Annotated in this window: 13 protein-coding genes; 6 read left to right on the top strand and 7 right to left on the bottom strand. The window is 73.8% G+C overall.

Annotated elements, in window-relative coordinates; translation table 11 throughout:
- Nucleotides 1–162 precede the first annotated feature (162 nt).
- Nucleotides 163–984: an isocitrate lyase/phosphoenolpyruvate mutase family protein gene (locus CFP66_RS14725; RefSeq protein ID WP_233159439.1), complete on the bottom strand. Its 822-nt coding sequence runs from the start codon at nt 982–984 to the stop codon at nt 163–165.
- Nucleotides 985–1,051: 67 nt separating this feature from the next.
- On the bottom strand, nt 1,052–1,621 hold the full coding sequence (locus CFP66_RS14720) for a sigma-70 family RNA polymerase sigma factor (protein ID WP_304528770.1): 570 nt from the start codon (nt 1,619–1,621) through the stop codon (nt 1,052–1,054).
- A 63-nt stretch (nt 1,622–1,684) separates the two neighbouring features.
- On the opposite strand from CFP66_RS14720, the gene CFP66_RS14715 reads away from it, so the two are divergent.
- From CFP66_RS14715 to CFP66_RS14700, 4 genes are all read left to right on the top strand, one after another.
- Nucleotides 1,685–2,446 carry a zf-HC2 domain-containing protein gene (locus CFP66_RS14715; RefSeq protein ID WP_094924188.1) on the top strand — a complete coding sequence of 254 codons (762 nt, stop codon included), beginning with the start codon at nt 1,685–1,687 and terminating at the stop codon, nt 2,444–2,446.
- A 52-nt stretch (nt 2,447–2,498) separates the two neighbouring features.
- Nucleotides 2,499–3,011: a MauE/DoxX family redox-associated membrane protein gene (locus tag CFP66_RS14710; RefSeq protein ID WP_094924748.1), complete on the top strand. Its 513-nt coding sequence runs from the start codon at nt 2,499–2,501 to the stop codon at nt 3,009–3,011.
- On the top strand, nt 3,011–3,676 hold the full coding sequence (locus tag CFP66_RS14705; protein ID WP_094924186.1) for a thioredoxin domain-containing protein: 666 nt from the start codon (nt 3,011–3,013) through the stop codon (nt 3,674–3,676). Before CFP66_RS14710 ends, CFP66_RS14705 begins: the two co-directional genes overlap by 1 nt.
- Nucleotides 3,677–3,791: 115 nt before the next feature.
- The gene (locus tag CFP66_RS14700; protein WP_198961452.1) at nt 3,792–5,015 is read left to right on the top strand and encodes an MFS transporter; all 1,224 of its coding nucleotides are present in this window, start codon (nt 3,792–3,794) and stop codon (nt 5,013–5,015) included.
- A 4-nt stretch (nt 5,016–5,019) separates the two neighbouring features.
- Here the strand turns inward: CFP66_RS14700 and CFP66_RS14695 are convergent, their stop codons facing one another.
- From CFP66_RS14695 to CFP66_RS14685, 3 genes are all read right to left on the bottom strand, one after another.
- Entirely contained in the window at nt 5,020–5,613 is a 594-nt protein-coding gene (locus tag CFP66_RS14695; protein WP_094924182.1) for a gamma carbonic anhydrase family protein, read from the bottom strand.
- A gap of 37 nt (nt 5,614–5,650) precedes the next feature.
- Nucleotides 5,651–7,126, bottom strand: a complete 1,476-nt coding sequence (locus CFP66_RS14690; protein ID WP_094924180.1) for a DHA2 family efflux MFS transporter permease subunit — start codon at nt 7,124–7,126, stop codon at nt 5,651–5,653.
- A gap of 135 nt (nt 7,127–7,261) precedes the next feature.
- Nucleotides 7,262–7,714, bottom strand: coding sequence for a hypothetical protein (locus CFP66_RS14685; RefSeq protein WP_094924178.1), 453 nt, complete (start codon nt 7,712–7,714; stop codon nt 7,262–7,264).
- Between the two features lie 245 nt (nt 7,715–7,959).
- Between CFP66_RS14685 and CFP66_RS14680 the strand changes: the two genes are divergently transcribed.
- Complete coding sequence (locus tag CFP66_RS14680; RefSeq protein WP_094924176.1) at nt 7,960–8,595, top strand: DUF47 domain-containing protein; 636 nt, start codon at nt 7,960–7,962, stop codon at nt 8,593–8,595.
- Nucleotides 8,596–8,598: 3 nt separating this feature from the next.
- On the top strand, nt 8,599–9,594 hold the full coding sequence (locus tag CFP66_RS14675) for an inorganic phosphate transporter (protein ID WP_094924174.1): 996 nt from the start codon (nt 8,599–8,601) through the stop codon (nt 9,592–9,594).
- Between the two features lie 21 nt (nt 9,595–9,615).
- Here the strand turns inward: CFP66_RS14675 and CFP66_RS14670 are convergent, their stop codons facing one another.
- Both CFP66_RS14670 and CFP66_RS14665 read right to left on the bottom strand, forming a co-directional pair.
- On the bottom strand, nt 9,616–11,013 hold the full coding sequence (locus tag CFP66_RS14670; protein ID WP_094924172.1) for an MFS transporter: 1,398 nt from the start codon (nt 11,011–11,013) through the stop codon (nt 9,616–9,618).
- Nucleotides 11,014–11,056: 43 nt separating this feature from the next.
- Nucleotides 11,057–11,668 carry an ABATE domain-containing protein gene (locus tag CFP66_RS14665; RefSeq protein WP_233159437.1) on the bottom strand — a complete coding sequence of 204 codons (612 nt, stop codon included), beginning with the start codon at nt 11,666–11,668 and terminating at the stop codon, nt 11,057–11,059.
- Between the last annotated feature and the right edge of the window lie 36 nt (nt 11,669–11,704).

Below are 11,704 nucleotides of genomic sequence, written 5' to 3'. Positions count from 1 at the left end.
GTCATCCGATCTGGGAGAGGGGCCGGACACCGGGACGATCCGCTGGGGATGATCGTCCAGACGGTGATCAGCGTAGGCGCGCCGCCGAGATCGGCAACGGTCTGGCAACGATCAACCACCCGAGAGTGATCCGCATCACTCGACCGCGTGCCACTGATCCACTCAGTGCAGCCGGAAAGCCCTGGTCGTGAGCTCGCGCGCCTCCCCCGCATGATCGAGGAATCCGGTCGTGCCGTGCTCGAGCAGCTCGCGGGCCGCGCGGCTGACCGCCCCGAACGCGATCCCGCTGAACGCCCCGCCCACCGAGACCCGGGCGACGCCGGCCTCCGCCAGCTCCGCCACCGGTGCCATTCCGGGGAGCAGGAGCACGTTGACCGGACGATCCACCGACGACACCACGCTGCGGATGTCGGCGATGTCGATCAGGCCCGGGGCGTAGAGGACCTCCGCACCCGCCTCCTGGTAGGCCTGCAGCCGCGTGATCGTGTCGGCGAGGTCGGGGTTGCCGCGGATGAAGTTCTCGGCCCGCGCGGTGAGCACCAGGCCGCGCCCCTCCTGCGCGGCCTCGGCCGCGGCCGCCACCCGCTCCGCCGCCGGGCCGATGGGGTGGATCTCCGGGTCGAGGCCTGCGCTGTAGTCCTCGATCGAGCAGCCCGCCAACCCGGCCGCCAGGGCGTCGGACACCGTGGCCGCCACCCTCTCGGGATCGTCGCCGTAGCCGTCCTCGAGGTCGGCCGAGACGGGGACGTCGACGCACCCCGCGATCGCCGCCGCGTGCTGGAGGGCGTCCGCGGCGTGCACCCCTCCGTCGGCGGCGCCGAGGGTGGCCGCGAAACCGCTGCTGGTGGTGGCCAGCGCCGCGAACCCGAGCGTGGCGAACACCTTCGCCGTGCCCTCGTCGTAGGGGTTGGGCATCACCAGCGGCGTGCCGGGGACGTGCAGCGCGCGGAACCGGGCGGTCATGTCGGCGGGGGCGTACGTCACGCCCGGGGACGCTACCGGCAACCGCGCCGCGCGCCGCTGGGTTTTGCGCTGCGCGCCGCGGGGGTTCTCACGCCTCCCGGCGGCGTGCCCGGGGCGCCCCGTCCAGGGCGGCCACCAGGTCCTCGCGGGCCCGGGCGACCCGGGACCGGATCGTGCCGACGGGACACCCGCACACCCGCGCGGTGTCGGCGTAGCTGAGGTCGAGCACCTGGGTGAGCACGAACGCTTCGCGCCGGTCCGGGTCGAGCGCCCCGACGAGCTCCCCGAGCAGGACGGCCTCGTCCGCGGCCCCGCGCACCACGCCACTGCGGGCCGCGACGACGTCCCAGTCCTCGACCGCGCTGGTGCGGGGTCGGCGCGCGGCCGTGCGCACGGCGTCGGCCGCGGCCCGCCGGGCGATCGACAGCAGCCAGGTGCGCGCCGACGACGCACCCTCGAACCGCGGGAGGGCCCCGACCGCCCGCAGGTACGTCTCCTGCGCGAGGTCCTCGGCGTGGCCCGGGTCGGCGAGATGGGTGACGAAGCGCAGCACGTCGCGCTGGGTGGCGCGGACGAACGCCGCGAGCGCGTCCCGGTCACCGCGGCCGGCCGCCAGCGCCCAGGCCGTGATCCGCTCGTCGTCCGGTCGCTCGGCCACGTGCGGAACCCTACGGTTCCCCGGGCCGGGAACTCGGACGGCCCTCGTTGCGACCATAGGCACATGCGGTGTGAGGAGTGCCGGGACGCGATCTCCGCCCGGATGGACGGCGAGGACGCCGGCGTCGACGGCGATGCGATCGAGCGGCACCTCGCCGGGTGCGCGCGGTGCCGCGGGTTCGCCGACCGGGCGGCGCGCGTCACGCGGCTCACCCGGATCCGCCCGGCCGAGCCCGATCACGACGTCCTGCCAGGCCTGCTCGTCGCGCTCGACGCGGGCGCCGCACGACCAACCCCGCCGCGCGGGTGGCGCTGCGTCGTCCGGGACGGGGTCCGGGTCGCGCTGGCCGTCCTCGGGGTCGGCCAGCTGGCCCTCGCGCTCTCCGGCGTGATCGCCGCCGCGGGCACGTCCGGCGGCGCGCACCGCCTCGCCGGCGCGAGCATCACCCACTTCTCCCACGAGAGCGCCGCCTGGAACCTCGCGCTCGGTGTGGCCTTCCTCTGGGCCGCGAGCGGCGCGGCGCGGCGCGTGAGCGGGCTCGTCCCGGTGATCGGCGCGTTCGTCGGGCTCCTGGTGACGCTCAGCGTGCTCGACCTGGTGGCGGGCCACGTCGAACCGGGCCGGCTGGCAGGACACGCGCCGGTGGTCGCGGGCCTGATCCTGCTGCTGGTGCACGCCCGGCTCGGCCGCGGTGGCGGCGGCACCACGAGCACGTCCGACACGCCGGCACCGACCGTCGCCGACGACGACCGGCACGACGACCGGCCCGGCGCCGGGCACGCCGACGGCGGCCTCGAGCCGACCGCACGCCACCGCGCCGCCTGACGCGTCGGCTCCGGCGGGAACCGGAGCCCCGTGCGCGACGACCACTCCGGTGATGCCGCACACCGCCTCTCCCCCACCCGCCGTCCGCGCCCGGGTCCTGCCCTGGCTGGGCACCGCCGCCCGCCTCGTGCTGGGCGCGGTCTGGCTCGTCGCCGGGGCCGCGAAGATCACCGACCTCGACGCCTCCGTGCGGGCGGTGCGCGCCTACCGGCTCCTGCCCGAGACGGCGGCCCAGGTCGTCGGCGCCGGGCTGCCCGTCGTGGAGATCCTGCTCGCCGTCCTGCTGGTGGCGGGCGCGGGTGTCCGTGCGGCGGCCGCGGTCTCGGCGGTGCTCATGCTGGCGTTCGTGGTCGGCATCGCCGCGGCGTGGGCCCGCGGGCTGCGCATCGACTGCGGATGCTTCGGCAGCGGCGGTGAGCTGCCCGCCGGGCAGGACCCCACCTACGGGCTCGAGCTCGCCCGCGACGCCGCGCTCACCGTGCTCGCCCTCGTCCTCGTCCGGTGGCCCACCGGACGGCTCGCGATCGACCGGCTGCTGGACACCCGCCGGAAGGAGATCCTCTGATGCCCTCTCGTCGCTCCACCCTCACGCGCAGGCGCGGGCCCGCGACCGGAACCGTCGTCGCGGTCCTGGTGCTGGTGCTCTTCGCCGCCGCCGTCGGGTTCGGCGTCTACCGCGCGCAGTCCGACGCAGACGACGCCGGCCTCCCCGCCGGAGCGGACGCGGCCGGTGCGGTGGTCGGGCGGGCGGACGCGCCCGTCACGATCGACCTGTACCTCGACTTCCAGTGCCCTGCCTGCGCTCAGTACGAGCAGGCCACGGGCGCCACGCTCGACGAGCTGGTCGCGTCCGGGCGAGCGCGCGTGGTCTACCACCCGGTGGCCTACCTCGACCGCTTCTCCAGCACCCGCTACTCCAGCCGTTCCTCGGCCGCCGCCGGGTGCGCGGCCGACGCCGGCGTGCTGCCGCGGTTCGCTGAGCTGCTCTACGCCCACCAGCCCCCCGAAGGCGGCGACGGCCTCCCCGACGACCAGCTCGTGGCCCTGGGACAAGAAGCCGGTGCGGGCGCGGACTTCGCGCCGTGCGTCCAGGAGGCGCGCTACGCGGGCTGGACCCGTTCGCTCACCGAGGCCGCGTCCCGCGCCGGCATCAACCAGACGCCCACCGTGCTGGTCGACGGGCAGGAGATCGACCGCTCGGTCGAGGCGCTGCGCACCGCGGTCGGCTGACCCCTCGTCCTGGCCCCTCCTCGTCGCGGGCCCGCGCCTATCCTGGGCCCGCCGGGACGCTCCCGGCCGGTGTGGGAGGCGGCATGTCGACGAGGTGCCGCAACGGGGCGGGGCGGTGACCGGCGGGCTCGTCGAACCGACGCGGCGCGTCTCGCGCGGGTGGATCGCCCGCTTCGCGCTGGCCTGGATCGGGTTGTACGCGGGCCTGTTCGGCCCGCTGCAGATCCTGCTGCCCCAGCAGGTCGAGGCGCTCGCACCCGAGGCCAAGGAGGCCGCGCTCGCGCTGGTCCTCGCGGCCGGCGCCGCGTGCTCGCTGGTGGCGAACCCGCTGTTCGGTGCGCTGTCGGACCGCACGCGCTCGCGCTGGGGCCGTCGCAGGCCCTGGATCGCGATCGGTTTCGCGGGCGGCGCCACGGCGATCGCGTTGCTCTCCGCGGCACCTACCATCGCGCTGGTCGTGCTGGGGTGGTGCGGCGTGCAGACCCTGCTCAACGCGCCGTTCGCCGCCCTGTCCGCCGCGGTGCCCGACCAGGTGCCCGCCGCCCAACGGGGCACCGCCGCGGGCTACCTCGGGCTCGCCTTCGTCATGGGCGTCGGCTGCGGCGCGGGCCTCGCGGTGCTCGGCGGGGCCACCACCGCGGGATATCTCCTGTGCGCAGGGTTCGCCCTGGTCAGCTGCCTGCCCTATCTCCTGGGAGGACGCTCCGACCAGGTGCCCGCCGCCGAGCCGTGGCGGTGGGGCGTCTTCCTGCGCGGCTTCTGGATCGACCCGGTCCGCCATCCCGACTTCGGGTGGGGGTGGCTCACCCGGTTCCTGATCAACCTCGGCAACGCCGTGGTGCTGCTCTACCTGTTCTTCTTCCTCTCCGACGTCGTCGGCGTGGCCGATCCCGCCGCCGGCGTGCTGGTCCTCACCGCCGTCTACTCGGTGGCGGTGCTCGCCTCCGTCGTCGTGGTGGGCGTCCTGTCGGACCGCGTGGGACGGCGACGGGTCTTCGTCTCCGCGGGAGGGGTGCTCATGGCGGCGGCGGCCGTGCTGATCGCGGTCTGGGCGACCTGGGCGGGTGCCCTGGTGGCCGCGGTGGTGCTGGGCGTCGGGTTCGGCACGTACAGCTCGGTGGACTTCGCCCTGCTCACCCAGCTGCTGCCCTCCGCGCGGGACCGGGGCAAGGACCTCGGGGTGCTCAACGTCGCCAGCTCGCTGCCCCAGGTGCTCGCCCCCGCGATCGCCGCACCGATCGTCACCGGGCTCGGCGGGTACACCGCGCTCTACCTGGTGGCAGCAGGCATCGAGGTGACCGGTGCGCTGCTGGTCTACCGGATCCGCTCGGTGCGGTGAGCGTTCAAGTGACCTCCCGGTCGTCGCGGTGCGCGCCGTAGAACGCGGTCTGCCCGGCCATCACGGTGCGCATGCCGGTGCCACGGCGCACCCCGTAGACGGTGCCCGGGAAGTCGAGCTCCCGCTGCACCTCCCACAGCTCGTCGTGCCGGTCCGGCGGGAACAGCTGCGCCGGGTCGCCCGCGGCGATCCACCCGATCGGCACGACGGTGCCGGGCGCGAGCCGGGACCGGACGTGCAGGACGCTGTGGATCCGCAGCTCGCTGCCCGCCCCGGCCAGGGCGCCGGGGAACAGCGCCGCACCGGTGGCGACGAACACCTCGTCCTCGACGGTGGCGCCGTTCACGTGGGCGTGCGGGCCCACCAGCACCGCGTCGCCGAGCACGGCGGGGTGTGCGGCGCGTCCGCGGACGAGGGCGTTCTCCATCACGACGACGTCCTCGCCGACGCGGACCTCTCCGTCCTCGGCCGTGAGCACGGCGCCGTGCAGCACGCGCGCCCGCTCGCCCAGCGCCACCGCGCCGCACACCACGGCCGACGGCGCGACGTAGGCCGACTCCGGCACGACCGGGCGCCGGCCGCGGTGTTCGAGCAACATGGGGGTGGAGGGTAACGGCGAACGGCTGCGCGAGCGGTCAGTGCACCGCGGGCTCGTCCGAGGAGGCCGAGCCGCGGATCAGGAACGCGCCCACGATCGCGAGCATCGACAGCGACGCGGCCACCAGGAACGCGGCGTGGACGCCGCCCGCGGTCTGCTCGACCAGGGGCAGGCCCTCGGCGGCGAGCGCCGACGAGCGGACGCTCAGGATGCTCACCAGCAGCGCCACCCCGGCCGCCCCGGCCAGCTGCTGCGTGGTGCCGAAGATCGCGCTGCCGTAGGAGTACAGGTGCGGCGGCACCGCGCCGAGCCCCGCGGTGAACAGCGGGGTGAAGACGAAGGCCAGCCCGGTGCTCAGCAGCAGGTGGAAGCCCAGGACCTGCAGCATCGAGCTGCCCGAGGTGAACAGCGTGGTGGACCACAGCGCCGCGCTCGTGGCGATCGTGCCGGGCACCAGCAACGCCCGCGCGCCGAACCGGTCGTACAGGCGCCCGACGACCGGGCCGAGCACCCCCATGAGCAGGCCACCCGGCAGGAGCAGCAGGCCGGTGGTGAGCGGCGGGAGCATCAGCACGTTCTGCAGGTAGATCGGGAGCAGCACCACGGTGCCCAGCAGCGTGGCCATCATCAGCATCATCATCGCGCTGGCCACGGTGAACGTCCGGGCCCGGAACGTGCGCAGGTCGAGAAGCGCCCGGTCGGTGCGCTGCAGCACCAGCTGCCGGGCGACGAACGCCACCAGCCCGGCGATCCCGATGACGAACGCGGCCCACAGCACGACGGGGGACGCCCCCTCCGCCGAGTGGCCCACGCTGCTCAGGCCGTACACCAGCCCGCCGAAGCCCAGCGCCGCGAGCACGACCGACGGGACGTCGATCCGGGCGGAGGTGGAATCGCCGACGTTCGAGATCCGCCGCATGCCCAGCAGCAGCGCCGCCAGCGCGATCGGCAGGACCAGCCAGAACATGTACCGCCACCCGAACATGCTCAGCACGACGCCGGACACGGTGGGCCCGATCGCGGGCGCGACCGAGATGACGATCGAGATGTTGCCCATCACCGCACCGCGGCGGGCGGGGGGCACGAGCGTCATGACGGTGGTCATCAGCAGCGGCAGCATGATCGCCGTGCCGCCGGCCTGGATGACGCGGCCGGCGAGCAGGACGGGGAAGCCGGGCGCGACCGCGGCGACCAACGTGCCCGCGCTGAACAGCGTCATCGCCGCCCCGAACAGGGTGCGTGTGGGGACCCGGCGGATCAGGAAGCCGGTGATCGGGATGACCACCGACATCGTGAGCAGGAAGCCCGCGGTGAGCCACTGGCCGACGGCGGCGTCCACCTGCAGGTCGACCATGAGGACCGGCAGTGCGACACTCATGATCGTCTCGTTCAGGATGACGACGAACGAGGACACCAGCAGGACCGCGATCACCAGGCGATCGCGGGCGCTGAGCTGCCCGGAGGCATCGGGCCTGCGCGACGCGCGGTCGAGCACGTCGGACTGGTCGTTCACGGGTCCCCCAGGGATCTTCGGTCGTGGTCGGCCGGTGGGCCTCGACCACAGATGGCGAATCTAGGGACTAGGACCGACAGAACGCGCAGGATTAATCCCTCGCCGCGATGAGTCGCCCGTCACGCCCGCGGCGCCTCACCGGGGGCCGGTGCACGTCCGATCCGGCGCTGAGCGGTCGGTTCCGCCCTCGTCGGGCACGGCCGGGTCCGGGCCGAGGACGGTGACCCCGACCTCGCCGTCGCCGTCGGTGTCCAGCGCGGCGACGAGCGCGGCGACCAGCGCGGCCACCAGGTCCGCCCCTGGCCCGGGCACGCCGGGTGCGGCCGCCTCGGGTGCGGCCGCCTCGGGTGCGGCCGCCTCGGGCGTGCCGCCCGGCACGAAACCCGCGTCCGCCAGCTCCTGCTGCAGAGCCTCCTCGTCGGTGCCCGCGACGCCGGCGAGCTCGTCGGCGAGGGCCTGCGCGTCGCCCTCCCACCGCGCGGCCTGCTCGCACGTCTCGGGCGGCGCGACCGGCACCGGGGCGGGGCCGCCGAGCACGGCGGACCCGACGGCGAGACCCGCGATGACGGTGACCAGCGCAGCGGCCATGGTGCCCAGCTCCTCGACGTGGGGCGCAACGGCGTCCGGACACGAACGCTAGCCCCGCCGCACCCGGCGCGGGGCCGTTCCACGAAGTCCGTGCCCGCGCTCGAGCGGCCGTGTGCGCAGGATCAGGCGATCCGGCCGACCCCGCCGACGCACCGGCCGGAGATGATCACTGTGCCCGTGAAGGGCCGGCCGACACCCCGGGTCGGCTGCGGGGTCGCTGCGGAAGGTTGCGGTACAACCTGCGGATGGCCTTCAGGTTGACGCCACACGAACGCGGCTTCTACCCGCTGTTCACGCGGGCGGCGGAGAACATCGTCCGGGCTGCGGACGACCTCGCGCTGCTGATCGCCGCGGCACCCGAGGACCGGGGCCCGCTCGCGGAACGCGTCAAGGACGCGGAGAACGCGGGCGACGAGGTGACCCACGAGATCCTCGTGAAGCTCAACCAGACGTTCGTGACGCCGTTCGACCGCGAGGACATCTACCGGCTCACCTCCTCGCTCGACGACGTGGTCGACGCGATGGAGGAGGCCGCCGACCGGATCGTGCTCTACCGCCTCCAGGAGCTCCCGCCCGGGATGACCACGCAGGTCGACGTGCTGCGCCGGGCGGCCGCCGCCACCGCCGAGGCGATGCCGCGCCTGGCCACGATGGCGGAGCTGCGCGAGTACTGGGTGCACGTCAACTCGCTGGAGGACGAGGGCGACGTGGCCTACCGCGCGCTGCTGGGCGACCTGCTCGCCCCCGCGGAGGACGCACCCGCGCTCGACGTCCTCACCATCCTCAAGCTCAAGGAGGTGGTCGAGGTGCTCGAGGAGGCCGCCGACGCCTTCGAACACGTGGCGAACACGGTCGAGAGCATCGCCGTGAAGGAGTCCTGACCGGTGCTGTTGACCACGATCGTCGTGGTGATCGCGGTCGCGCTCGTCTTCGACTACACCAACGGCTTCCACGATGCCGCCAACGCGATCGCCACCTCCGTCGCGACCCGCGCCCTCTCCCCGCGCACCGCGCTCGCCATGGCCGCGGTCATGAACCTGATCGGCGCGTTCCTCGGCACCGAGGTCGCCTCCACGGTCGGCAGCGGCATCATCGACGCCCCGCAGGGCATGCCCGGGCTGATCGTCGTGCTCTCCGCCCTCATCGGCGCCATCGTCTGGAACCTGATCACGTGGTGGTTCGGCCTGCCCTCGTCGTCGTCGCACGCGCTCATCGGCGGCCTCGTCGGCGCCGCGCTCGCCGCGTCCGGCGGTGTGCAGTGGAACGGCGTGGTGGCGAAGGTCGTCATCCCGATGGTGCTCTCCCCCATCGTCGGGTTCACGCTGGCCGCGCTCGTGATGCTGGCGTTGCTGTGGATCTTCCGCAACGGTCGGCCGCGCCGGCTCACCGCCGGGTTCCGGCACGCGCAGACGGTCTCGGCCGCGGCCATGGCGCTCGGACACGGCCTGCAGGACGCCCAGAAGACGATGGGCGTGATCGTGCTGGCGCTCGTCGTCGGTGGGTACCACGAGGGCTTCGACATACCCTGGTGGGTCGTGCTGATCTCGGCCGGCGCGCTCTCGGCCGGAACCTACGCCGGAGGTTGGCGGATCATGCGCACGCTAGGCCGGCGGATCATCGATCTGGACCCGCCGCACGGCTTCGCCGCCGAGGTCACCGCCTCGGCGGTGCTCTACACCACCGCGTTCGCGTTCGCCGCCCCGATCTCGACGACGCAGACGATCACTTCCTCGATCCTCGGCGTCGGGGCCACCAAACGGCTCTCCGCGGTGCGCTGGGGTGTGGCGGGCAACATCCTGGTGGCCTGGGTGCTCACCATCCCGATGGCGGCCCTCGCCGCGGCACTCGCGTTCTGGGCACTGCACCCGCTGGTCGCCTGAGCTCGACCTGTGCCGGCGCGGTCACGCCGCCATCGCCGGCTCGGGCTCGCCGGTGGATCCGGTGGTGGAGTCGGCAGGCACGGCGACGCCGGCGTCCCGGTAGTGCCGCGAGAGCCGCCGGTAGTGGCGGGTGCCGAACGCCGCGAGCGTGAGCAGCAGGCCGAGCACACCCGCGATGGTGAACAGCAGGGCGAGGCCCCGTTCGGGCCCGGTGCCGAACCAGGGACCGAGCAGCTCGGCGCCCGAGCCGGTGGTCATGAACGGGATGAACACGAACTGGGCGACCGGGCTGATGAGGAACGCGGTGAGCGGCGACGCGGCCTGCTCCATGCTCTGCGCGAAGCCGAACACGCGGCCCTGCCGCTCGAACGGCACCACCTTCTGCAGGACGGTCTGCTCGGAGGCCTCGGCGACGGGGATGAGGCACATGTAGACGAGCATCCCGACGGCGAGCAGGACGACCGACGAGCGCACGGCGAAGACGCTGCAGATCGCCCACATCGCGACGTTCGCCAGCAGCAGGGCCCGCAGCGGGTTGCGGCCCAGGCCGCGCTTGCTGATGACGAGCCCGCCCACGATGAAGCCGGTGCTCAGCACGCCCCACAGCAGACCCCACGTCTCGACCGACACCAGCGACAGCCCGTAGGGGTCCATCAGGGCCATGAACACGCCGCCGAGGAAGTTGTTGATCGTCGAGAACACGATCAGCGCCAGCAGGCCCGGCATGGCCGTGACCAGGGCGATCGTGCCGCGCAGGTCGACCCGGTTCGGCTCGTCACCGGTGCGCTCGGCCCGCTCCTCGGGGATCGACAGGCTCGCCAGGTGCACGATCGCGCCCGCGGTGGCCACGACGGCCAGCAACAGCACGGCGAGCATCCCGGACAGCCCGATCAGCAAGCCGCTGATCACCGACGTCACGAGGAAGGACACGCCGGACGCGGAGCCGACGAGGCCGTTGGCCCGGTCCCGGTCGGCCGCCGGAACCAGCAGCGTGACAACGGTGGACATCGCGATCCCGCGGATGTTGCCGACGATCACGCCGCTCATCAGCAACAGCACGAACGCCCACAGCACAGGGCTCGTGGGATCGCGGAATGTCTCCCGCCCGGCGGCGAGGTAGACCGCGAGGCTCGCGCCGTACAGCGTCAGTGACGCGGCGCTGGAGGCCAGCATGATGTCACGCTTGCGGTGGTGGTCGACGAGGCTGCCGAACCAGATCCCCGAGCCCGCGGTGAGCGCGAGGAAGATACCGCCGATGATGCCGGTGGCGAACACCGAGTGCGTCTCGAGGTAGACGAAGAACGTCACCGCGAACCACACCGTGAAGTTCACGACCGACGCCACGAGGCTGTTGGCGAGCACGAGGTGGAAGACGCGCCGGGGTGCGGGAGGCTGAAGTGCCGTCGGGGCGCTGGTCATGCCGATGAGACCGCCCGTGGCCGGAGAACTCATCGGTGCCCGATCAGTCCCGGGGCCGGTGCTTCTCGTAGTGGCGTGCGACCCGGGCCCGGTTGCCGCAACCCGCCGAGCACCACTCGCGTCGAGGGTGGTCCTTCACGAAGTAGAGCACGCACCCGGGCGCGTGGCACGCCCGTAGCAGCCCTCCCGGCTCCCCGGTCAGCAGCTGGGCCGTCTCGAGGGCGAGCTCCGAGCGGGCCCGGTCGGCGGGCCGGGCGCCGGGGCGCCACCGGAGCGCGAGGTCGCCGCCGTCGAGCACGAGCGTCGGTGCGCACGCCGTCGTGTCCGCGTTCAGGTCGGCCATAGCGGCGGCGAGGTCGGCACCGCCTGCCGTCGCGGCCGGCCGGTCGTCGGCCGTGACGTGTGCCGCGATGCGCCGCGCCGCGGCGCGCAGCCGCCGGAACGCGGCGAGGTCCTGTGGCCCGAGCTGGGACGCCCCGTCGAGCCCGGTCCGTTCGAGCCCGGTCCGGTCGAGCCCGGTCCGTTCGAGCCACTGCCGCAGCCGGTCCACGCTCGTCAGGTCGTCGTGGACGCCGTGCCGGTCGGCCCAGACCGTGTTCATGAGCCGGACCGGCAGCGGTTCGGCCGGCACCAGGTCGGCGATCTCGTCGGACACCGCACCAGTCTAATGCGAAGAGAACTTGACAGCATT

Source organism: Pseudonocardia sp. MH-G8, from assembly GCF_002262885.1.
Classification (GTDB): domain Bacteria; phylum Actinomycetota; class Actinomycetes; order Mycobacteriales; family Pseudonocardiaceae; genus Pseudonocardia.
The sequence above is the reverse complement of the archived record's forward strand: the minus strand, read 5'-3'. Positions and strand labels throughout refer to the sequence as shown.